At 68.0% G+C, this 21,506-nt stretch carries 19 protein-coding genes and 1 pseudogene; 11 read left to right on the top strand and 9 right to left on the bottom strand.

Going from position 1 to position 21,506, the window contains the following annotated elements; translation table 11 throughout:
- Window positions 1-52: 52 nt before the first annotated feature.
- Window positions 53-466, bottom strand: coding sequence for a PaaI family thioesterase (locus tag ACWCPQ_RS00100; RefSeq protein WP_449894335.1), 414 nt, complete (start codon window positions 464-466; stop codon window positions 53-55).
- A gap of 217 nt (window positions 467-683) precedes the next feature.
- Window positions 684-1,391: a hypothetical protein gene (locus ACWCPQ_RS00095; protein WP_449892995.1), complete on the bottom strand. Its 708-nt coding sequence runs from the start codon at window positions 1,389-1,391 to the stop codon at window positions 684-686.
- Window positions 1,392-1,769: 378 nt separating this feature from the next.
- Here ACWCPQ_RS00095 and ACWCPQ_RS00090 point away from each other — a divergent pair, with 378 nt between their 5' ends.
- From ACWCPQ_RS00090 to ACWCPQ_RS00050, 9 genes are all read left to right on the top strand, one after another.
- Complete coding sequence (locus ACWCPQ_RS00090; RefSeq protein WP_083872702.1) at window positions 1,770-2,144, top strand: BlaI/MecI/CopY family transcriptional regulator; 375 nt, start codon at window positions 1,770-1,772, stop codon at window positions 2,142-2,144.
- 53 nt (window positions 2,145-2,197) lie between these two features.
- Window positions 2,198-3,136, top strand: coding sequence for a M56 family metallopeptidase (locus tag ACWCPQ_RS00085; RefSeq protein ID WP_449892993.1), 939 nt, complete (start codon window positions 2,198-2,200; stop codon window positions 3,134-3,136).
- Window positions 3,129-4,487 carry a DEAD/DEAH box helicase gene (locus ACWCPQ_RS00080; RefSeq protein WP_449892991.1) on the top strand — a complete coding sequence of 453 codons (1,359 nt, stop codon included), beginning with the start codon at window positions 3,129-3,131 and terminating at the stop codon, window positions 4,485-4,487. The genes ACWCPQ_RS00085 and ACWCPQ_RS00080 overlap by 8 nt, the downstream gene beginning before the upstream one ends.
- A 49-nt stretch (window positions 4,488-4,536) precedes the next feature.
- Window positions 4,537-5,976: a GuaB1 family IMP dehydrogenase-related protein gene (locus tag ACWCPQ_RS00075; RefSeq protein ID WP_449892990.1), complete on the top strand. Its 1,440-nt coding sequence runs from the start codon at window positions 4,537-4,539 to the stop codon at window positions 5,974-5,976.
- 263 nt (window positions 5,977-6,239) lie between these two features.
- Window positions 6,240-7,637 carry a hemolysin family protein gene (locus ACWCPQ_RS00070; protein WP_449892988.1) on the top strand — a complete coding sequence of 466 codons (1,398 nt, stop codon included), beginning with the start codon at window positions 6,240-6,242 and terminating at the stop codon, window positions 7,635-7,637.
- Entirely contained in the window at window positions 7,630-8,694 is a 1,065-nt protein-coding gene (locus ACWCPQ_RS00065) for a hemolysin family protein (protein ID WP_449892986.1), read from the top strand. The genes ACWCPQ_RS00070 and ACWCPQ_RS00065 overlap by 8 nt, the downstream gene beginning before the upstream one ends.
- A complete protein-coding gene (locus ACWCPQ_RS00060) occupies window positions 8,691-9,590 on the top strand; it encodes a 3-methyladenine DNA glycosylase (protein ID WP_449892984.1) in 900 nt (299 codons plus the stop codon). The genes ACWCPQ_RS00065 and ACWCPQ_RS00060 overlap by 4 nt, the downstream gene beginning before the upstream one ends.
- 371 nt (window positions 9,591-9,961) lie before the next feature.
- Complete coding sequence (locus ACWCPQ_RS00055; protein WP_449894333.1) at window positions 9,962-10,738, top strand: ArsR/SmtB family transcription factor; 777 nt, start codon at window positions 9,962-9,964, stop codon at window positions 10,736-10,738.
- Window positions 10,738-11,247, top strand: coding sequence for a hypothetical protein (locus ACWCPQ_RS00050; RefSeq protein ID WP_449892982.1), 510 nt, complete (start codon window positions 10,738-10,740; stop codon window positions 11,245-11,247). Before ACWCPQ_RS00055 ends, ACWCPQ_RS00050 begins: the two co-directional genes overlap by 1 nt.
- A gap of 195 nt (window positions 11,248-11,442) precedes the next feature.
- Here the strand turns inward: ACWCPQ_RS00050 and ACWCPQ_RS00045 are convergent, their stop codons facing one another.
- A complete protein-coding gene (locus ACWCPQ_RS00045) occupies window positions 11,443-12,063 on the bottom strand; it encodes a GNAT family N-acetyltransferase (protein WP_449892980.1) in 621 nt (206 codons plus the stop codon).
- 318 nt (window positions 12,064-12,381) lie between these two features.
- Between ACWCPQ_RS00045 and ACWCPQ_RS00040 the strand changes: the two genes are divergently transcribed.
- The gene (locus ACWCPQ_RS00040) at window positions 12,382-13,959 is read left to right on the top strand and encodes an LVIVD repeat-containing protein (RefSeq protein ID WP_449892978.1); all 1,578 of its coding nucleotides are present in this window, start codon (window positions 12,382-12,384) and stop codon (window positions 13,957-13,959) included.
- Window positions 13,960-13,984: 25 nt separating this feature from the next.
- On the opposite strand, the gene ACWCPQ_RS00035 is transcribed toward ACWCPQ_RS00040, so the two are convergent.
- The 6 genes from ACWCPQ_RS00035 to ACWCPQ_RS00010 form a co-directional block, all read right to left on the bottom strand.
- Window positions 13,985-14,551: a hypothetical protein gene (locus ACWCPQ_RS00035; RefSeq protein ID WP_449892975.1), complete on the bottom strand. Its 567-nt coding sequence runs from the start codon at window positions 14,549-14,551 to the stop codon at window positions 13,985-13,987.
- 4 nt (window positions 14,552-14,555) lie between these two features.
- Window positions 14,556-14,912 carry a winged helix-turn-helix transcriptional regulator gene (locus tag ACWCPQ_RS00030; protein WP_449892974.1) on the bottom strand — a complete coding sequence of 119 codons (357 nt, stop codon included), beginning with the start codon at window positions 14,910-14,912 and terminating at the stop codon, window positions 14,556-14,558.
- A gap of 364 nt (window positions 14,913-15,276) precedes the next feature.
- On the bottom strand, window positions 15,277-16,110 hold the full coding sequence (locus ACWCPQ_RS00025; RefSeq protein WP_449892972.1) for an MHYT domain-containing protein: 834 nt from the start codon (window positions 16,108-16,110) through the stop codon (window positions 15,277-15,279).
- Between the two features lie 156 nt (window positions 16,111-16,266).
- Window positions 16,267-17,961, bottom strand: a complete 1,695-nt coding sequence (locus tag ACWCPQ_RS00020) for a hydrogenase maturation protein (protein WP_449892970.1) — start codon at window positions 17,959-17,961, stop codon at window positions 16,267-16,269.
- Between the two features lie 168 nt (window positions 17,962-18,129).
- Window positions 18,130-18,888, bottom strand: a complete 759-nt coding sequence (locus ACWCPQ_RS00015; RefSeq protein WP_449892968.1) for an NAD(P)H-dependent oxidoreductase — start codon at window positions 18,886-18,888, stop codon at window positions 18,130-18,132.
- A gap of 133 nt (window positions 18,889-19,021) precedes the next feature.
- The gene (locus tag ACWCPQ_RS00010) at window positions 19,022-21,211 is read right to left on the bottom strand and encodes a malate synthase G (RefSeq protein WP_449892966.1); all 2,190 of its coding nucleotides are present in this window, start codon (window positions 21,209-21,211) and stop codon (window positions 19,022-19,024) included.
- A gap of 204 nt (window positions 21,212-21,415) precedes the next feature.
- Here ACWCPQ_RS00010 and ACWCPQ_RS00005 point away from each other — a divergent pair.
- A pseudogene (locus ACWCPQ_RS00005) lies at window positions 21,416-21,505 on the top strand (mycothiol transferase); the annotation flags it as partial.
- Between the last annotated feature and the right edge of the window lies 1 nt (window position 21,506).

Raw genomic sequence — 21,506 nt, 5'->3', positions numbered from 1 at the left:
CCGGCCTCCACGCCGGACCTCCGGTCCCGGAGACTCGGTCCGGCCTGTGGTCTCAGGCGCGATGCGGCAGATTCTGCAACCGGACCTGGCCGCGGGCGATCAGACGCCCGTCCTCGTCGGTGACGACCACCTGCCACAGCTGCTGCATTCCGCCGCGATGCAGCGGGGTGGCTTCGGCGGTCAATTTGCCGTCGCGGACCGCGCGCAGGAAATCGGTGTTGTTGTTGACCCCGACCACCACGCCGCGTTCGCCGTACCAGGCGGCGCCGCCGGTGCTGGCCAGCGTCTCCACCACGGTGCACAGCACGCCGCCGTTCTGGATACCGGCGGGCTGATGCAGTTGCGGGGTGACAATCCATTCACCGCGGACGCGATCGGGGCCCAGTTCGGTCACGCGCAGACCGAGCAGATCCGCGAAAGTGCCCTTGCTGACCTCGTTGAGTTGTTCGGCACTGAGATCGGCCATCGACAGGGGGCGGGTCTGCTGTTCGGTCATGGCTCCCACAATCGCATGCCCGGCCCGGGCCGGAAAGCACGGGCCGGTGGTCACGACCGGAAATGGGGCGGCGGATCCCACCTCGAGGGTGGGATCCGCCGCGGGCATTGGATCGGGGGTCACCGCAGCCCTCGGGACTCTCGCGCGATCCGTACGCCGGTTATGAGTATAGGTCAGCCTTACCTAACTAGGCAACACGTTGCGCCCGCCGGATCGCCATCCCGCGTTCTTCCAGCGCCATCAACAGGCCCTGCCCCCGGCGTGCACCCGCGACCGGATCGGTACAGGCCAGATCCGGAACGTAGGTGGCGGCGCCCGAAACGGATTCGGCCACCAGCGCCCAGAAACGGCGCGGGGTCAGGCCCGCGCACCGCGCCAGCGCGCCCTGCACGAGCAGCAACGAGGGTTCGCAACGGTAGGCCAGCCACACCCACATCGCCCGTTCGCACGGTAGCGACACCACCCCGGGCGACCCCTCCAGTGGATCACCGGCCACGACCCGGATCGTGGTGTCGGCCAGCCCGGCCCAATCGATCCCGCCGTCGTTGTCGGTGTGGATCCAGACATTCTCCAGTCCGGGATCCCAGGCCCGGCCGTCGGCGATCCACAACGCCGCAACCCGGCCGACCACGGCGTGGATGAGCGCGGTGGCCACCACTTCCGAGGCGGCGGTCGCGCTGATCATCTCCGCGGCATGCCGCCGGTACATCAGCTCGATCCGGCCCTCCCGCAACCCGGCGGACAGCGCCCACCAGCGCCGCTTGCCCTGTTCGGACATCGCCGCGGCGGCATATACGCGCGGATGTTCCGGCTGCAGGGACCGTAAGCGGGAACATGCCGAGCCGAATGCCGCCTCGTACGGACGGGGGATACGCACAGTGGCGAGTTCGGACATTCGAACCTCCTCGAGATCGGCGTCGCAGCAACGACTTGATCGAAAGATAGGTTAGCCTTACCAGACCTAGCAAGTACTTCCCGGGAACGAGGATGTAACGAGCCCGTGACGGCCCAGGACCCCCTCATGTCGATGCCGCATGCCCGCGAACGACCCCGTCGGCATGCCTGCACCGAAGCGGACAGCCCACCTTCCCGGCGACACCGGGCGCGGGCCGTCGGACACCGACCCGGACGCCGGACGCGTGGGAGCGCACCCACTGCCGACGGCAACACCACACATCCGGCGTTTTGGGTGTTCCACGGCCTATGATCTATCCCACGCGGTTACGACACCCTGTAGTACGGCACAGCGTCGTTGTAGTCGTAAAATCAAAAGATGGCTGGACTTGGTGAGCTCGAGAAAGCGGTTATGGACCAACTGTGGTCGGCCGATGAACCACAAACGGTCCGGCAGGTGCACGAGGCCCTGTCGGCGCGCCGCGAACTCGCGTACACCACGGTGATGACCGTGCTGCAGCGTCTCGCGAAGAAGAATCTGGTGGTGCAGCGTCGCGACGACCGCGCCCACCGGTACGCTCCGGTACACACCCGCGACGAGCTGGTCGCCGGTCTCATGATGGACGCGCTACAACAAGCCGACGAGGCCGGTAGCCGGGCCGCGGCCCTGGTGCACTTCGTGGAGCAGGTCGGCAAGGACGAGGCCGCGGCCCTGCGGGACGCACTCGCTAAGCTCGAAGCAACCGAGGACTAGCCCCGCCGCGACCGACCTCGGACCCTGGCCCCACAACGCAGTGAGCAGAGTCGATGAACGCAGCAGCACCGGCCTTCGCCGTACTTGCCTTGCTTCTCGCCGGTCCGGTCCCGGAAGCGCTCAGTAAAGCGACCTGGACCTATCGCGTACCCCGTGCCGCGCTGGTGCTCTGGCAGGCCATTGCGCTGGCCGCCGTGCTGAGCGCATTCAGTTCCGGGCTCGCCATCGCGGCCGAACTCCTGGTTCCCGGCCACGACGGCCGGCCCACGACCAAGCCCACCGACGAGATCGACGCGCTGGGCCTGCCGCTGTGGCTGGCCTACGTTTCGGTGTTCATGCTGACCCTGCTCGTCGGCGCACGCCTGGTCTATGCCTCGATACGGGTCGGCGTACACACCCGTCGCCGCCGCGCCCGCCACCGCATGCTGGTGGATCTGCTCGATCAGAGCGGCCCGGTCCGCCGCGCCGCCGATATCCGGGTGCTCTCGGCCACCGAACCCATCGCCTACTGCCTGCCGGGGCTGCGGCGGCGGGTCGTGGTGAGCGCCGGCACCCTCGACAACCTCAACGAGCAGGAACTCACCGCCATCCTCAGCCATGAACGGTCCCATCTGCGGGCCCGACACGATCTCGTACTCGAGGCGTTCACCGCCGCACACGAGGCCTTCCCCCGGTTCGTCCGCAGTAAATCCGCACTGGATTCGGTGAAACTGCTGATCGAACTGCTCGCCGACGATTCCGCGGTCAAGGTCACCGGGCCCAAACCACTGGCCCGGGCACTGGTGGCGTGCTCGAAATCGACCGCCCCGCAGGGCGCCCTGGCGGTGGGTGGCCCCAGCACCCTGATCCGCATCCAGCGCTTGGCCGGCCCGCTGGGCGATTTCCGCATCGCCGGCGCCGCCTATCTCGCCTCGATCGCGATTCTGGTGGTGCCGACGCTGGCGGTCGCGATTCCCTGGCTGGTCGAGTTGAGCCGGTTGTTCCGTGCCTGACCCCGCGTCGCCGGACACCGGGACCTCGGCCGATCAGGCGGACGCCCGCCGCACTCCCCCACCCTTCGCCCGGCTCGGATTGCCGGTACTCACCGTGCAAGCCTTACGGCGCGAGGACATCACCGAACCGCTGCCCATCCAAGCGGCCGCCGTTCCCGACGCTATGGCCGGTCGCGACGTACTCGGCCGCGCGCCCACCGGTTCCGGGAAAACACTGGCATTCGGGCTGCCGATCCTCGCCCGGCTGGCCGGGGCGCCGGCGATCGCACGCGCCCCCCGGGGCCTGATCCTGGCTCCCACGCGGGAACTGGCCCTGCAGATCGAGCGGGCCCTCGAACCTTTCGCACTGGGCCTGCGACTCGGTACCGCGGTGGGCGGTATGCCTCTCGCCCGGCAGAGCGAGAAATTGCAGCGCGGTGTGGACCTGCTGATCGCCACTCCCGGTCGCCTCGCGGATCTGGTCGAACAGGGCGCGGCCGTCCTGGACGAGGTCCGGATCACCGCGATCGACGAGGCCGACCATATGGCCGATTTCGGTTTCCTGCCGCAGGTCCGGCGATTACTGGATCTCGTCCCCGGTGACGGGCAGCGGCTGCTCTTCTCCGCGACCCTGGACGACGAATCGGTACAGGATCTCGTGCGGCGGTATCTACGCGATCCGGTCACCCACTCGGTAGCCGCGGAACCGGAGACCACCACAGCGACCCATCACCTGCTGTACGTCGACGCCGCGGACAAACCGGCCGTACTCGCCGAGATAGCCGCCCGCGACGGCCGCACACTACTGTTCGCCCGCACCCAGTACGGCGCCGAGAAACTCACCCGCCGACTCCGCGACCAGGGGATAAGCGTCGCGGCGCTACACGGCGGCAAAGCGCAGAACCGGCGTATCAGGACCCTGGCGGCCTTCGCGGACGGCGGTATCTCCGCACTGGTGGCCACCGATGTCGCCGCCCGCGGAATCCATGTGGACGCGGTTTCACTGGTCGTGCACGCCGATCCCCCGTCCGACGCCAAGGATTATGTCCACCGGGCCGGCCGTACCGCCCGTGCGGGCGCCGGCGGAACGGTGATCACCGTGGTCACCCCGGACCAGCGCGCGGAAGTGGCGGCACTGACGGCCGCCGCCGGTATCCAGGTGGTGGAGCACACAGTACGGCCGGGTGACCGCGATATCGGTCACCTCACCGGTGCCCGCACCCCGCCCGGACCCACTGCGGCCGCAGCCCCCGCGAATCCACCGGCCGCTCAGCGCGGTCACTTCCGCGGCCAGGGCGCCCGGGGCCGGACCCGTGCCGGTGACGCGAAACCGTCCCCCGGCAGGCGGCCCCGACGGCGACCCTCCCGGTGAATCCGAAAGGCGCCCGCGCCGACAGGCCATCCCGATTACCATGGGCGCAGTGCAGTTTCTCCCCGGACATCACCCGCCGTACGACCTGACCTACAACGACGTCTTCCTGGTCCCGAACCGCACCGATATCGCCTCCCGGTTCGACGTCGACCTCGCGACGGCCGACGGTTCCGGCACCACCATTCCGCTCGTCGTCGCCAATATGACCGCGGTCGCCGGGCGCCGGATGGCCGAAACCGTGGCCCGGCGCGGCGGCATCGTGGTGCTGCCACAGGATCTGCCCAACAGTGCCGTCGCCGAGACCATCTCCTTCGTCAAGAGCCGCTCCCTCATCGCCGATACCCCGGTCACGCTCACCGGTGATCATTCCGTCTCCGATGCCCTGGCTCTGATCCACAAGCGGGCGCACGGCGCGGTCGTCGTGGTCGACAACGGACGGCCGGTCGGGCTCGTGACCGAGGCGGCCTGCGCGGACGTCGATCGGTTCGCCCGGTTGCACGAAGTCGCCACTACGGATTTCGTCACCGTCGCGGCGACCGCCGAGGCCGCCGATATCTTCGACCGCCTCGAGGCAGCCCACACCGACGGGCCCGCTGTACTCCTCGCCCCGGACGGCACCCTCGCCGGGGTTCTCACCCGGACCGGCGCGGTGCGCGACGGGATCTACCGCCCGGCGGTCGACGGCAGCGGCAAGCTGCGGATCGCGGCCGCGGTCGGGATCAACGGGGATGTCCCCGCCAAGGCCAAAGCACTCGTGGATGCGGGCGCCGATGTGCTGGTGGTGGACACCGCGCACGGTCACCAGGTGAAGATGCTGGAAACCCTGCGCGCCATCCGGGATCTCGGCCTGGGCGTCCCGCTGGCCGCCGGTAACACCGTATCGGCCGAGGGCACCCGGGATCTGATCGAAGCGGGCGCCGATATCGTCAAGGTCGGTGTCGGACCGGGCGCCATGTGTACCACCCGGATGATGACCGGGGTGGGCCGCCCGCAGTTCTCGGCGGTGGCCGAATGCGCGGCCGCGGCCGCGGAACTGGGTGCCCATGTCTGGGCCGACGGCGGTGTCCGCCATCCGCGCGATGTCGCGCTGGCGCTCGCTGCGGGCGCGAGCAACGTCATGATCGGCTCGTGGTTCGCGGGTACCTACGAATCCCCCGGTGACCTGCGAATCGACCGCAACGGCAATGCGTACAAGGAGAGCTTCGGCATGGCCTCCAAGCGCGCGGTCGCGGCCCGCACCGCGACCGATCGCGGTTATGAGCGTGCCCGCAAGGCCCTGTTCGAGGAGGGTATCTCCAGTTCCCGGATGCAACTGGATCCGGAACGTCCCGGCGTCGAGGATCTCATCGACCACATCTGCTCCGGTGTCCGCAGCGCCTGCACCTATGCCGGTGCCCGCACCCTCGCGGAATTCCGCGAGGGTGCGGTGGTCGGTGTGCAGTCGGCGGCCGGCTTCGCCGAAGGCCGCCCGCTGCCCGGCGGATGGTGAGCCCGGCCACACCCACGGACGACGCCGCCCCCGCGACCGTGCGCCCCCGCGCATGGTCGCGGTAGCATGAGAGTCGCCGGCGACCGTCGGCCGAGTTCATCAGGACGAAAGGATCCAGTTGTCACCCGCGTCCGAGGGCGCCACTCAGGAGGGCTCATCTATCGAGCCGGGTGACAGACCCGGCGTCCTCCACTGCACGACCCTCCCCCCGCATCCGGCCCTGTCCACATCGCTGATCCCGATGTCCGCCGGGTGGTGGTGATATGGCCGTCGCACTCACCGTCCTCAGCCTGATCGGGTTCGTGGCGCTCACCGCGGGCACCGCGTTGTTCGTCGCCGCGGAATTCTCGCTCACCGCACTGGAACGCAGTACCGTCGAAGCGCACGCCCGCGACGGCGATGTCCGGGCCCGCGCGGTCCGCCAGGCACACCGCACCCTGTCCTTCCAGCTGTCCGGCGCCCAACTCGGTATCACCATCACGACACTGATCACCGGTTATATCGCCGAACCCGTGCTGGCTCGGTTACTCGAACCGTTGTTCGGCCTGGTCGGGGTCCCGGATTCCGCCGTCACCGGCATCTCGCTGGTCCTCGCGCTGATCCTGGCGACCTCGCTGTCGATGATCTACGGCGAGCTCGTTCCGAAGAACATCGCGATCGCCTCGCCGATGGCCACCGCCCGCGCGACCGCCGGGCCGATGGTGGCGTTCTCGGCGGTGTTCAAACCGATGATCCAGTTCCTGAACGGCACAGCCAACTGGGCGGTGCGCCGGTTCGGGGTGGAGCCGGCCGAGGAACTCCGTTCGGCCCGGTCTCCGCAGGAACTCGGGTCGCTGGTCCGCACCTCGGCCCAGCACGGCGCCCTCGATCAGCGCACCGCGCAACTGCTCGACCGCTCCCTGCAGTTCGGCGAACGCAGCGCGGAGGAGCTGATGACACCGCGGGTGAAGATCGAAGCACTCGAGCGCACCGACACCATCGGCGATCTGCTCGCCGCCGCCGCCCGCACCGGTTTCTCCCGGTTCCCGGTGATCGACGGCGATCTGGACAACACACTCGGCATCGTGCACGTCAAACAGGCCTTCACCCATCCCGCGCCGACCCGCGCCGGAGTGGGGCTCGCGCAGATCGCGCAGCCGGTGCCGGTGGTGCCGGCCAGTCTCGACGGTGACGAGGTCCTGGAGCGGGTCCGCGCGGACGGAATGCAGGTCGCGTTGGTCGTCGACGAGTACGGCGGCACCGCGGGGCTGGTCACCATGGAGGACATCATCGAGGAGATCCTCGGTGATGTCCGCGACGAGCACGACGAAGAAGAACGGGACGTACGCCGGGTATCCGACGGCTGGGACTGTTCGGGTCTGCTGCGGATCGACGAGGTGACGCGGGCGACCGGGTACATCGCCCCCGAGGGCGAATACGAAACCCTGGGCGGCCTGGTGCTCACCCGTCTCGGCCGGATCCCGGTGACCGGCGATACCGTGATCCTGCCGCCACGCCGCGGCCGCGACCGGCGCCACAGCGACGGCCAGGCCGGCTGGCTGGCCCGGGTCGAACGGATGGACGGGCGCCGGATCGATCGAGTCCGGCTGGTCCCGGCCGACGTCGAGGCCATCGCCCTGCGTGAACAGCAGCCGACCGGCCGGGAGGTCCACCATGGGTGACCTGTTCGGAGTGGCCCTGACCGTGATCCTGCTGGCCGGTAACGCCTTCTTCGTCGGCGCCGAATTCGCGCTGATCTCCGCTCGTCGCGACCGGCTCGAGGCGCTGGCGGCGCAAGGGAAACGCAACGCCGACACGGTGATCCGGGCCGGGCAGAACCTGTCGATGATGCTGGCCGCCGCGCAGCTCGGCATCACCATCTGTTCGATCCTGCTGGGCCGCATCGGTGAACCCGCGGTCGCCCACCTGCTGGAGCGGCCGTTCGAACTGGCCGGGCTGCCGGAGGCACTGCTGCATCCGGTGTCGTTCGTGCTGGCCTTGACGATCGTGGTGATCCTGCACATCCTGCTGGGCGAGATGATCCCGAAGAACATCGCGCTGGCCGGACCCGAACGCAGTGCGCTACTGCTGGTGCCGCTGCACCTGGCCTGGCTGCGGATCGCGCGTCCGCTCATCGCGATCTACAACTTCGCCGCCAATCTGAGCCTGCGGATGTTGCGAATCGAACCCAAGGACGAGCTCGAGGCCGCGGTCTCCAGTGACGAACTGGCCGAGATGATCGGCGAATCCCGGTCGGAGGGCCTGCTCGACGAAGAGGAGCACCGCCGGCTCACCCAGGCACTCGGTACCGGAGAGCGGTTCGTGTCCGAAGTCATGGTGCCGCTGGCGCAGGTCCGGACGATTCCGCTGCGTGCCCGCGGCACCACCCTCGGCGATATCGAGAACGCGGTCGCCGAAACCGGGTTCTCCCGGTATCCGGTCCGCGCCTCGGACGGATCCCTCGTCGGGTACCTGCATGTGAAGGATGTGCTGGACAAGGTGTCCGACGAAACCGCGGGCCCGAACACCGAGATACCGCGCACCGATATCCGGCCGCTGCCCACGGTGCTGATGGGCACCACGCTCTACGAGGCGCTGGCCCGGTTGCGACGCACCAGCAGTCATCTGGGCCGGGTGGTGGACGGGCGCGGCAATACCGTCGGCATCGTCGCGCTCGAGGATCTCGTCGAGGAGTTCGTCGGCACCGTCCGCGATACCACGCACCGGGTCGCCGAATGACGGCTGCGGCCCTGCGCTCGGTGCTCGGCGCGGCCGAGTGGCGGTCGCGCGCCGGGGCGCATCGAGACCGCCTGGATACCCTGGCGGGCCCGTACCTGCGGGCACGGGCCGCCGGGGCGAAACATCCCGTACTCGACTTCCTGTTCACCTACTACGGACACAAACCTGCGCAACTGCGACGCTGGCATCCGGGCTTCGGGGTCGCGATCGCCGACGCCACCGAGTACATCGGCCTGCGCGGATACCACCGGATCGATGCGCCGGGGGCGGCAGCCGAACCGGTGCTGACCGCCGATCCCGCGTTCCTGCGCGCCCGCGCGGATACCGCCACCTACATCGCGGATCTGCTGCGGGCGACCGCCGCCCGCCCCGCCCAGCTGTCCTGCTTCGGTCTGCACGAATGGGCGATGGTGTACCGGACCGAGGAGGTCCGCCACGATGCGGTACCGCTCCGGCTCGGCACCCGCGGCACGGACGAGGTGGTCGAATCGATGCCGGTGCGCTGCACCCATTTCGACGCGTTCCGATTCTTCACTCCGCCCGCGGTTCCCCGGAACAACCGGTTCCTGACCCGTGCGGATCAGGTCGGCAGCGAACAGCCGGGCTGTCTACACGCGAATATGGATCTGTACAAGTGGGGGTTCAAGCTCACCCCGCTGATCTCGTCGGATCTACTGCTGGACTGTTTCGAGTTGGCGATGGACGCCCGCGAACTCGATATGCGGGCCAGCCCTTACGATCTGCGCGCACACGGCTACGAACCCATCCTCATCGAGACCCCGGCGGGCCGGGCCGAATACGTTCGGCGCCAGGCCGGGATCGCGAACCGGGCGGAACCACTGCGGGCGCGGCTGCTCGCGGACCTGGAAGCACTGCTGGAACAGGCGCCCGAGTAACGCGCAGTTCTTCCGAGCGGTGGTCCCCTCGGGGTTGGGAAAACCTCAGCGTGCGGGGCGAGTTCGCGTCGGCCGGAGTCTCGCTCGCGCCCGGGGCGCCCCGCACTCGACCAGGGCTCGCCGGCAGGCTGTTCGTTCGGCGCCCATCGAGAAGAACTCTCCCGAAGTCCGAGGTCCGTTATCGACATGGAGATTCGAAGACCGACCTTCGCGATCCATGGCACCGGAGCTCGCTGTCGATGGCTGTGTAACTGCCTTTCCGCGACCCTCAGGCGCGGGGGCCATCCAGGCCGATACACCGGTCATGAGGCTGCGCGTTGACATATGCAGGTGAATACCTGCATACTTTCGGCGTGCGATCCGAACCCGATATGGACGCAGTTTTCAAGGCGCTGGCAGACGGCACTCGCCGACTGCTGCTGGACCGGCTGCGGGAGCGTAACGGCCAGACGCTGCGGGAGCTTTGCGAGCGCGTCGATATGGCCCGGCAGTCGTTGACCCAACATCTCGACATTCTCGAGCGGGCCGGGCTGGTGACAGTGCTGCGGCGCGGACGAGAGCGGGTGCACTACATCAATCCGACACCGATTCACGACATCGAACAACGCTGGATCTCCGTCTTCGACCGCCCCCGGCTGGATGTCCTGCGCGCCATCAAGAACCAGGCAGAGGAGTACCCCATGACCGCCACTGTGCCGAGCTACGTCTACGTCACCTACATTCACGCCGACGCCGAGCATGTATGGAAGGCGCTGACCGACGCCGACCTGACCGCCCAGTACTGGTTCCACGAGAATGTGTCCGACTGGCAGCCCGGTTCGCCCTGGGAGCACCGCCGCGCCGACGGCTCCGGCACGGTCGACGTAGTCGGCGAGGTACTCGAGTCCGAACCGCCGACGAAGCTGGTCCTCACCTTCGAGGATTCCCCCGGGGCGGAACGCCCGCCGTCGGTGGTCACCTTCCTGATCGAGTCCCATCGGGACATCGTCCGACTCACCGTCACCCACGAAAAACTGCCGAACGAGCAGATGCGGCAAGGCATTTCGCGCGGTTGGCCCTCGGTGGTCGCCAACCTCAAGTCCCTGCTGGAAACCGGCAAGGTCCTCCCCCAGGCCCCGTGGGAAATGGATTCGGCGGCGCACGCCTGATGTTGGATACCACCGCGTTGCGCGAGGCCTACGACTCGCTCCTGGAAGCAGCTCGCACCGTCGCCGATTCGGCCCACCTGCGGACGCCCCCGCCGGGTGAATGGGATGCCGATCGAATCCTGGCCCACGTCTGTCTCGTCACCGCCGGCACCATCGCCGCGGTGGCGGCGGTCGCGGCGGGCGAACACACCACCTACGACAATCGCCACGCCCTCGACACCTGGACCATCGACCGCGTGGCCGAACGGGCCGGCGGGCGCTCCGGCCTGCGCGCGCGCCTGCGCCGCCAGGCGGAGATCCTCTGCGGCTTCGGCGGACCCGCCCTGTCCGATGCCGAACTCGACAGCCCCGTCCCGCTCCTCGGACTGTCCGCGGGCGCACTGCTCACCGATGCGGTCGTGCCGCTGCGGGGGCTGTTCGCGGGCCTGGCCGATATCGAAATCCCCAACCACACCCGGCAACTGCTGGCCCTACTGCCCGAAGGGGCCGCCGTCGGACACGAGCGGTGACCGGAAGGCCCGATCCGATCGACCGCCGGCACGTACCGCTCGGCGGCCCGGGCGATCACCGCGTTCGTCGCGACGGTCCGACACTGCGCCCGTTCGGCCCGGGCTCGCCGGCGACGTACACGAAAGGCCGCTTCGCGGCATAGATGAGGTCGCTCTGCCGGCTCGGTAGCCGGTGAACGAGAGTCCGAGCAGCGATCAATCGGACGACCGGGGTGTTCGCCACATCGGCCACAGGTCCGGACCACCCGGGACACTGACGATCCCGGTGACCTCGAACCCGAATCGTTCGTAGTAGGCGATGTTCACCCGCTTGCTGGATTCGAGATAGGCCGGTATCCCGTCGCGGTCGCACCGCTCGAGCCGGGAGCGCAGCAGGGCCTGCCCGAAGCCGTGGCCGCGCCGGTCCGGGTCGGTGCCTATGGTGGCGAGGTACCAGTGCGGCTCGTCCGGGTGTACCGCGGACATGAGGTCCACCAGTTCTTTACCTGCTCGCAGCCGCCCGCCGAACGCTCGGGCCAGCTGAGGGAACATGCGCAGTTCACGCCACGGAGAAGGTTTCCAATTTCCCGGTGCGTCCCACAGCGCGGCCCCGCCGATCACACCGGACGGTTCCACCGCGATATCCACACCGCCCGAGGCGAAATGCTGGTGCCGGGTCTGGGTCGCGAACAGGCGTGGCAGGCCGAGCGCGCGGCGCCGCGGATTCGGCCAGAGCCACTCCATGACCGGATCGTCCTGGAAGGCCACGGCCAGCGTATGCGCCAGCGCATCCGTTTCGGCGCGACGGGCCGGTCGTACCTCGGGCGGGGTCGGCATGGTTGCGTCCTAACTCTCGATAGCCGGGCTCGACCAGGACGAAGGGTAGCCCGCGCCTGTGACAACCGGCCGAACCCCAGCGCACCGGGACGACCGGAACGGGAGGGACGCCGCTGCCGGAGCTCCACCGCCTCCCGCGGAGCCGCCTGCCCCGACCGAGGCCCGGACAGCTCCGGGTGGCCGCACCTACCTCGATGTTCGGCGAAAACCCCTGTCCCCCCGTTCCCTGATGGCTACTATCTGAACACAATCCGGGATGTGTACCGAACCCTCCCGGATACCGGGTCGGGTGAAACAGTTCGGAAGCGTGAGGATGCAATGGGGCGTCCCTTCGGAAAACTGCGTCGAACCAGGGCTCTGGCCTTGGGAACGGTGGGCGTGATCGCCGCGGTCATGCTGCCCGGCAGCGCGTCGGCGGATCTGCAGTCCGATATCCAGAACCAGGTCCGGGAATTCCTCGATGTGGGCCGAACCTCGGTGCCCCGCGCCGAATGCGGGCCGGGGTCGATGCCCGAACCCGGCTTCCAGGGCGATGTTCCGGCCGCCGACCGCGACAGCGGCCGCAGCACGCAGGGCTACCGGTGCAATATGTCGATGGTCGGCCAGTTCGCCGGGCGCGGCGCCGGGATCACCTCCACCAGTTTCGAACACTGCGCCTATATGGGGACGTTCTTTCCCGGGAACCTGCTGCACCAGAACGGCGGCGTCCAAGTGCTGGATGTCTCCGATCCGGCGCATCCACGGCCGACCGCGACACTGAACGAACCCGCCATGGTCGCCGGGACCTGGGAAAGCCTCAAGGTCAACCGGGAGCGGAAGCTGCTGGTCGGCACGGGAGTTCCGCTGCTGGTGGGCGCCGGATATCTGTCTGTCTACGATATCTCCGATTGCGCGCATCCACGGTTGCTCAATCCCGGACCGGGCACGAATCTCGGTATGCCGCTGCCGATCACCACACACGAGGGTGGCTTCTCCCCCGACGGCCGCACCTACTGGGCCTCCGGGATCACGCCCGGGTTCCTCAGCGCGGTCGATCTCACCGACCCCGCGAACCCGCGCGTCGTATGGCAGGGGCTGACCGGCCTCACCGCGCACGGTTTCGGGGTGAGCCCGGACGGCAACCGGATGTATCTCTCGGCGCTCAGCGGTATCACCGTGCTCGATATCAGCGCGGTGCAGCGTCGCGACCCGAATCCGCAGGTCCATCATCTCGGCCGGATGTTCTGGTCGGACGGCTGGGCGACTCAGCACAGCATCCCGGTGACCTATGACGGCAAACCCTATGTGTACACCGTGGACGAGGGCGGTTCCGGTGGCGTGAAACTGATCGACATATCCGCCGACGCCGACCCCCAGGTCGTGGCGAAGATCAAACTGGAGATCAACCTGCCGCAGAACCTGGACAGCAATATCGCCTCGTCCATGGGTGGGTCCATTTTCGCCTACGAATCGCACTACTGCGCGGCGGACCGGCCGGTGAACCCGACGGCCCTGGCCTGCGGCTGGATCTCCTCGGGAATCCGGGTGTTCGATATCCGCGACCCCCTGGCCATCCGGGAGGTCGCCTACTTCAACCCGCCCGCGCGCACGGGACGTAATCTCGAACTCGTCAATTCACCGCATGCGCTGGCCTCACTGCTCGGGATTCCGGCGATGACCGCGCCCAGCGCGGCACGCGCGGTGCTCGAGGGCCAGTTCGATCCGTCCCAGGCATTGAGCTCGCGGTCCGGCCGACTCGCCTTCGGCGACGTCTCCACCGACTGGTGCCTGTCGCCGCCGGAGTGGCGCGGCAACGAACTGTATGTCACGTGTTCGGACAACGGCTTCATGGTGTTGCACGTCGACGAATCGGTGTATTCACCACCCGGGGACCAGCAGTCGGTCGTGGGTTCCTGATTCCCGCGCCGGCGGGGCGCGCGCGTCACAGGCGAACAGTGAAGCGGTACCAGGAACCGTCGTAACGCCGGTAGGTCGTCTCGCTCGCCCGCCGCTCCGGCGGCGGACCCTCGGGCAGGTAGGCGAATCCGACCTGATCGATCAGACCGCCATCGGTGTAGAACCGGCACTCCGCGCCGTAGCGGTGCACCCGCTCGACGAGATACAGGCCGATCCGGGCCGGTTCGGAGCTGTCGGCGCAGTCGACCGCCGCTGCCGCCAGCGCTCCTTTCGACAGTTGCCACCCCGACCGTTCGGCAGCACCCGAGTACACCAGGCCCACCGCCACCGCCGCGAGGAGCGGAGCCACGGCGCTCAGCGGGTGGGCTCGGTAGCGAATCAGCCCGAACAGCGCCCAGATCGACCACAGCACACCCAGCACCAGCAACACACCGCTCGCGATCAGCGGATATCCGGCCCAACCGTCCGATGCCACGAACCAGATCATCACCGCGCAACAGAATTCGACCAGCACGGCCAGCACCACCGTGCCGACGAGCCACCATTTCGTCACCGGCCGCCGCAGCACACCGGCTTCACCCCCGTTGCTCATGGAGTCACTCTATGCTCCGGAGTCGGCCGGGAGGAGACGCGAGTACTGCGGAACTGAACGCTGCGACACCGGGAATCAAGAATCCGGAGGCGCCGCCGACAGCCTTCGGGCACCCGGACCCGCGTGGGTCTCGGCTTCCCGGGGCCCGGCCAGATCGGACCCCGGCCCGGCAGCGGACAACGACCTCCACCGGTTCACCGCAGTCGCGGTGCGCGACCACGACTGCCGGGCCCGCGGGATCGGCGCGATCCTCCTCGCCCCACCGCAGCAGGGCGACGAGGATCGGATACAGATCGCGCCCCTCGGCTGTCAGCCGGTATTCGCGGCGGGTCCGGCTGCCCGTGTCGCACGCCCGGACCACCACACCCCGTGGGGCGTGGTGTACGCGACGATCGTGGAGAGCACACCCGGAGCGTTTCCGGCGAAATCCCGCGGCGGCACATCCGGCACAGACACGACGGAGCCCGGACGCGCACGGCGTCCGGGCTCCGGATCGGCAGTCGGCTACCGGTTCACAGCGGGGGGAATCCCGCCGACCCGGTGGTCGCCCACTGGAAGAAATCCCCAACTCGCACCACGATCAGCGCGGCGATATCGAGCACGGTACTACCCATTCGAACCAGTCCTCACTTCGTCTTGCAGATACGGCCGCCCAGATTAGGCCGCCCAGCCGAGCACGACAACCGGGCCCGGGCCCGGTGGCGCCACTACGACATCCGCGCAGACTAGCGGTCCACCGGCATACGGGGCCACTCGCGACCGCTGATGGCGAGGGTGGCCGGATCGGTGGTGAGGGTGGCGCCCTCATCGGTCTCGTAATCCTTCTTCGCGGCCGCGGTGGAGCGAACTTCCAGCTCGGCCACGCCGACCAGCACGACAAGACCTACGACCACCAGGGCGACGGTGGTGAGCAACGGAGTGAGCAATTCCACCGGCGCGACGCCCTCCGGCACGCTGGTGTGATCACCGTGGTCGGCGCTCATGGCGGCCATTCCGGTGTAGTGCATACCGCAGACCGCGACGCCCATGATCAAACCGGCGCCGATCGTATTGCCCCAGCCCTTCACGTGCAGCATGAACCACAGCGCGGCGGTCGCGGCGACCACCGCTATCAGGATCGACAGCAGTACCAGTCCGGTGCTGTATTCCATATCCGCGCCGGTGTTCATCGCGGCCATGCCCAGGTAGTGCATCCCCACCACCCCGATACCGGTGATCGCTCCGCCCAGCGGGAGGGCGATCACCTCGCGGTGGCCCCGCACCACGATCGCCAGCCCGATCAGCACGACGACCACGGCGATGCCCGCACTGAGCAGCGTCATCGGCATGTCGTAGCGAATGGTCATCCCGTCGATGGAGAAGCCGAGCATCGCGGTGAAGTGCATCACCCAGATTCCCGCACCGCCGAGCGCGATGGCCGCCGCCACCAGCCAGCCGCCGGCCTGCTCGGACGATCGCGCGCGCACCGCGCACCGAAGACCGAGCACAGACCCGATGAACGACATGAAATAGGCGAGGACAGGCGTCACCCACCCATTGCTGAAGTGCTCGAGCTGCACGTGTAACTCCGATGTACTAGTCGATTTCCGAACCGGGCCCGCATGGACAGTAGTTCGACACACCCCGAGGGGGTCTGCAGAGTAAAAATTTCACCTCAGGTGGCTGTGCATCCGCCACCTGATGTCACAACTGAGCTAAGGCCTGGATTGTCCGGATCAGCTTCGCAGGTACGCCGGCGTGGCCGACGGCACGACACCGTACACGAAGTTCCGCCGCAATTCGTGGTAGGGCTCGCACTTCTCGAAGAAGTTCCGGCGCATCTGCGCCAACTCCTCGGCACGGTACTCCGCCAGGGGTTTGGCGGCCTCATCGGCCGCGCGTTGTTGCTTCTTCGCCGTCAGCCGGAGTTCCAACTCGGGTGAATCGGCCAGCGCTTCCGCTTCCCGTCGCACCCATTCAGCGAACTCGACGGTATCCCCGGGCGTCACCCGGTCCACCAGCCCGAGATCCGCGGCCGCCTTCGCGCCCACCGGCAGCGTCTCCCGGGTCAGCCGCGCGGCCTCGGCCGCACCGATACGCCGCGGCAGCGAATAGGTCCAGTACTCCGAGCCGTACAGGCCCATCAGCCGGTAGTGCGGGTTGAGGACCGCCGCCTCCCGGCACCACACCTCGTCGGCTGCCAGCGCCAGCATCACGCCGCCCGCGGCCGCGTTTCCGGGCAGTGTCGAGATGACCAGTTTGTCCGTCGTGGTCAGGATCGCCTCGACCAGGTCGTTCATGGCGTTGATATTGTTCCAGGACTCCTGCGCCGGATCCTCGGCCGCCTCGATGACGTGCAGATGGATACCGTTGGAGAAGAAATCCCGGGCCGGCCCGAACACCAGCGCGTGGATCGGCCGGGCGCAGGCCTCCCGGTACGCCGCGAGCAACCGGCGGCACTGCGCGGTACTCATCGCGCCACCCGCATAAGCGAATTCGAGATGGCCCACCGACCCGGTCTCGCGATAGCGCACCTCCGACCAGGTGTCGCGCACTGCCGCTTCGGCCGCCGAAACCGGAACCTCGGGAGTACCGGCCGGCAGATCGGTGCCCAGCGCGTCGACCGCGGTTCGTTTGAACTGCGCGGGACCGCCGGGGATCCGGCGACGCCGCAACTGCGGCAACCACACCGCACCGTCGACGGTGGCCCGGCAGATCGCGCCGTCCCGGGTTGCGATCACCGTGCCGGCGGTGCCACGCAACCGATCCTCGTTGTGACCGCCGTGCACGAAATACTCACGACCGTAGAGTTCGTCGAGCACACCGGGCTGGGAATCGGCGGCGCGCAGTTTGCGCAGCACATCCGCGGTGTTCTCGGTCGCCCAGTCGATCCGGCGGTACTGCTGGGAGTGATAGGGCCGCAGCCGGCCGCGCACGTCGGAGCAGTCGTAGTCCAACGGCTCGGGTACGAAATCCCCCGCGCCGAAACGTTCGACGGCCAGCAACACCGCGGCGACCGCGGCGTCCGACATCTCGTTGCGGTAGAGCTCGCTCTTCCCGCAGGCCGGAACCGGGAACGCCACCGAGGCCCAGATCGGGCCGGCGTCCATCTCCTCGACGGCCTGCAGAACCGTGACACCCCATTCCGCGGCACCTTCGCTGATCGCCCAGTCCAGCGAGGAGGGTCCGCGATCGCCCTTGGGGCCGGGATGCACGATCAGCACGGTGTGCTCGGTCCAGATATCTTCCGGGACAGCGGTGGTGAGCATCGGCGCGACGATGAGGTCCGGTCGGAAAGCGGCCACTCGCGCTCGCAGCGCCTCGTCGCCGAGCGCCAATTCCACCGCCACCTCGTGCCCGCGGTAGCGCAGTTCGGTGTGCACACGCTGCGTGAGGCTGTTGAAAGCGCTCGCGACCAGCAGGACTCGCAAGGTTCTCCTCCATCGAACGGGGACGTATCCGATCGTTGCCCGGATACGGTCTCGACTCGACCAAGCTAGTCCTGCGTCGATCGGCTCGCAGCCCGAGGCCCCCTACCGAAGGCCCACGGCGCGAACGTCATAGCGGCCGCCGGCCGCGGCGCTCCCGCCGTCACCACGTCACGACGCGATGTGCAGCCCGAATCCGGTCGCTCCCGGCTCCTCGCGCCCCGATTCCAACCGGAGCCCGTGATCGTAGTCACCACCGGCCTGGCGCCGGTATCGAATCGGTTCGGCCTGTTCGAGTTCCGCCAGGCGCTTTCGCAGATCGTCGGCGAGGAGACCGAACCGTTCGTCGTCCACCCGGATGGCACCGTGCACGACGAACGGCGGCAGCACCTCCATACCCGGGTAGTACAGGATGCCGTGCTGGATGGGGAACAGCAGATCCGCTATCGGACCGTTGATTCCGCGATCGGAATACGCCGGCTCCCGGCCTCCCACAGCGACCACGAGCATCGCGCGACGCCCGGCCAGCACGCCGTCACCGTAGCGCGGGATCGCGGTACCCCCTGCCCCGTAGGCGAATCCGCAGGTGAACACTCGATCCACCCAACCCTTGAGAATGGCCGGCATGGAGAACCACCAGAGCGGAAAATGCAACAGGACGGTATCGGCCCACAGCAGTTTCTCCTGCTCGGCGCGGATATCGGCGCTCAACGTCCCGTTCTCGAAGGCCTCCCCGGAAGCCAGCATGAAGTTCGTCTCGTCCACCGTACCGAAATCGCCGGCGTCGGCATGGGCCTTCCAGCCCATGGCGTAGAGGTCGGTTATCCGGACCTCGTGGCCGTCGGACCGGAGTTGTTCGACGGCCACGTCTTTCAGGGCCCCGGTGAGCGAATCCGGTTCAGGGTGTGCGTAGACGATCAAAACTTTCATGTTCCGGGCAACGCCACCGCCCGCCGCGCGCATTCCGGCGAGCATCCGGTGCCGGCATACGGGTCCGGAGAACACGCAGTCCCCGGCCGCTCGGGGCGGTCGGGGACTGCGTGGTCCGGCGGTTACGCGACGATCACGCCTCGTTCTTGCCCGCCAGGGCCTTGGCCTCGCGACGGCGGCGGTGCAGGATCGGCTCGGTATAGCCGTTCGGCTGGGCCGTACCGTCGAGGATCAGTTCCTTCGCCGCCTGGAACGCCACACTGCCGGCGAAATCGGGCGCCAGCGGACGGTAGGCGGGGTCACCGGCATTCTGCCGGTCGACCACGGGCGCCATCCGCTCCAGGCTCGCCACCACCTCGTCGGTGGTGACCACGCCGTGCCGGAGCCAGTTCGCCATCAGCTGGCTCGAGATCCGCAGGGTGGCCCGGTCCTCCATCAGCGCGATATCGGAGATGTCGGGGACCTTGGAGCAGCCGACGCCCTGGTCGATCCAGCGCACCACGTAGCCGAGGATGGACTGCGAGTTGTTGTCCAGCTCCTGCTGCTTCTCTTCGTCGGACCAGTTGGTGTCCGCGGCCAGCGGGATCTGCAGGATATCGTCGACGCTCGCCCGCGGTCCGCCCTTGGCGATCTCGGCCTGCCGCTTGAACACGTCGACCAGATGGTAGTGGGTGGCGTGCAGGGTGGCCGCGGTCGGCGACGGCACCCAGGCGGTGGTCGCGCCGGCCTTGGGGTGACCGATCTTCTGCTCGAGCATCCCGGCCATCAGATCGGGCATGGCCCACATACCCTTACCGATCTGCGCCTTGTGCGGCAGACCGGTCGCGATACCGGTATCGACGTTCCAGTCCTCGTAGGCCAGGATCCAACGCTGGGTCTTCATCTCCGCCTTGCGGATCATCGGACCCGCCTCCATGGAGGTGTGGATCTCGTCGCCGGTGCGGTCCAGGAACCCGGTGTTGATGAACACCACGCGGTCGGCGGCGGCGTCGATACACGCCTTCAGGTTCACCGTGGTGCGGCGTTCCTCGTCCATGATGCCGACCTTGAGCGTGTTGCGCGGCAGCTCCAGCACATCCTCGACCGCGGCGAACAGATCGTTGGTGAAGGCGACCTCGTCCGGACCGTGCATCTTCGGCTTCACGATGTACACCGATCCGGTGCGGCTGTTGGTCAGTGCCACATCCGCGCGCAACGAATGCTTGGCGATCAGCGAGGTGACGATGCCGTCCAGGATGCCCTCGGGCACCTCGTTGCCGTCGGCGTCCAGAATCGCGTCACTGGTCATCAGATGGCCGACGTTGCGGACGAACAACAGCGACCGGCCGTGCACCGTGTACTCCGAACCGTCCAGGGCGGTGTAGACCCGGTCCGGGTTCATCGTGCGGGTGAAGGTTTTGCCGCCCTTGCTGACCTCTTCGGCGAGATCGCCCTTCATCAGGCCGAGCCAGTTGCGGTAGCAGTGGGTCTTGTCCTCGGCGTCCACCGCGGCCACGGAATCCTCGAAATCCATGATCGTGGTGACCGCGGATTCGATGACCACATCCTTGACTCCGGCGGTGTCGGTGCTACCGATCGGCGATTCCGGATCGATCTGGATCTCGATGTGCAGGCCGTTGTTCTTCAGCAGGATCGACGTCGGAGCCGCCGGATCACCGAGATAGCCCACCAGCTGACCGGCATCGGCCAGGCCGATGGTGGTGCCGTCCTCCAAACCGACTTCGAGCTCGCCGTCGACGATCGCGTAGGAGGTCGAGCCGATATGCGAACCGGTGATCAGGGTGACCGAATCATCGAGGAAGTTGCGGGCCCATTCGATGACCTTGTCCCCGCGCACCCGGTTGTAGCTGCTGCCCTTCTCGGCGCCGCCGGTCTCCGGGATGGCGTCGGTGCCGTAGAGCGCGTCGTAGAGCGATCCCCAGCGTGCGTTGGCGGCGTTGATCGCGAAGCGCGCGTTGCTCACGGGGACCACCAGCTGCGGACCGGCGGTGCTGCTGATCTCGTCGTCGACGCCGGTGGTACCGATACCGAAGTCGGCGGGCTCGGGACGCAGGTAGCCGATCTCGACCAGGAACTGCTTGTAGGCCGCTTTGTCGTAGTTAGCGCCCGGGTGTTCGCTGTGCCAGGCGTCGAGCTTGCCCTGGATCTCGTCGCGTTCGGCCAGCAGGGCCCGGTTACGCGGAGCGAATTCGGTGATGATCCGCTCGGCGCCGGCCCAGAACGCGGCGGAATCGACGCCGGTGCCGGGGAGCGCCTCGTTCTCTACGAAGTCGTGGAGAACGGTGGCAACCTCGAGCCCGCCGACCTTTATCCGCTCTGTCATCTACGTGCCTCACTTCCGCGAAATACCGGGTGGAAAGTCGATGTTTATGTTACCGACCGGTAGCAGCGCTCCGATCGCCGGGTGATCACGTGGGCGGGGCGAGGGGCCCGGGCCGGACTCTACCCCGGCCGCACGGCCGGGACCGGGACTCCGCGGTGCCGTCGCACCGCGTTTTCACCCCCGGCCGGAAGCATCCGAGCACGGGTATATCTGCATCTCGTCGAAGAGTACGCCCGACACAACGGCCATGCCGATCTGTTGCGCGAACGGATCGACGGACGTACCGGCGACTGAG

Source organism: Nocardia sp. NPDC001965 (genome assembly GCF_053594175.1).
Note: the sequence above shows the minus strand (reverse complement) of the source record. Positions and strands in the feature narration are given on the sequence as shown.

What these genes read in the sequence shown, in the direction of transcription:
- ACWCPQ_RS00100 (WP_449894335.1), bottom strand. Translation starts at nt 466, where the DNA reads ATGGCCGATCTCAGTGCCGAACAACTCAACGAGGTCAGCAAGGGCACT.
- ACWCPQ_RS00095 (WP_449892995.1), bottom strand. Translation starts at nt 1,391, where the DNA reads ATGTCCGAACTCGCCACTGTGCGTATCCCCCGTCCGTACGAGGCGGCA.
- ACWCPQ_RS00090 (WP_083872702.1), top strand. Translation starts at nt 1,770, where the DNA reads ATGGCTGGACTTGGTGAGCTCGAGAAAGCGGTTATGGACCAACTGTGG.
- ACWCPQ_RS00085 (WP_449892993.1), top strand. Translation starts at nt 2,198, where the DNA reads ATGAACGCAGCAGCACCGGCCTTCGCCGTACTTGCCTTGCTTCTCGCC.
- ACWCPQ_RS00070 (WP_449892988.1), top strand. Translation starts at nt 6,240, where the DNA reads ATGGCCGTCGCACTCACCGTCCTCAGCCTGATCGGGTTCGTGGCGCTC.
- ACWCPQ_RS00065 (WP_449892986.1), top strand. Translation starts at nt 7,630, where the DNA reads ATGGGTGACCTGTTCGGAGTGGCCCTGACCGTGATCCTGCTGGCCGGT.
- ACWCPQ_RS00060 (WP_449892984.1), top strand. Translation starts at nt 8,691, where the DNA reads ATGACGGCTGCGGCCCTGCGCTCGGTGCTCGGCGCGGCCGAGTGGCGG.
- ACWCPQ_RS00055 (WP_449894333.1), top strand. Translation starts at nt 9,962, where the DNA reads ATGGACGCAGTTTTCAAGGCGCTGGCAGACGGCACTCGCCGACTGCTG.
- ACWCPQ_RS00050 (WP_449892982.1), top strand. Translation starts at nt 10,738, where the DNA reads ATGTTGGATACCACCGCGTTGCGCGAGGCCTACGACTCGCTCCTGGAA.
- ACWCPQ_RS00045 (WP_449892980.1), bottom strand. Translation starts at nt 12,063, where the DNA reads ATGCCGACCCCGCCCGAGGTACGACCGGCCCGTCGCGCCGAAACGGAT.
- ACWCPQ_RS00040 (WP_449892978.1), top strand. Translation starts at nt 12,382, where the DNA reads ATGGGGCGTCCCTTCGGAAAACTGCGTCGAACCAGGGCTCTGGCCTTG.
- ACWCPQ_RS00035 (WP_449892975.1), bottom strand. Translation starts at nt 14,551, where the DNA reads ATGAGCAACGGGGGTGAAGCCGGTGTGCTGCGGCGGCCGGTGACGAAA.
- ACWCPQ_RS00015 (WP_449892968.1), bottom strand. Translation starts at nt 18,888, where the DNA reads ATGAAAGTTTTGATCGTCTACGCACACCCTGAACCGGATTCGCTCACC.
- ACWCPQ_RS00010 (WP_449892966.1), bottom strand. Translation starts at nt 21,211, where the DNA reads ATGACAGAGCGGATAAAGGTCGGCGGGCTCGAGGTTGCCACCGTTCTC.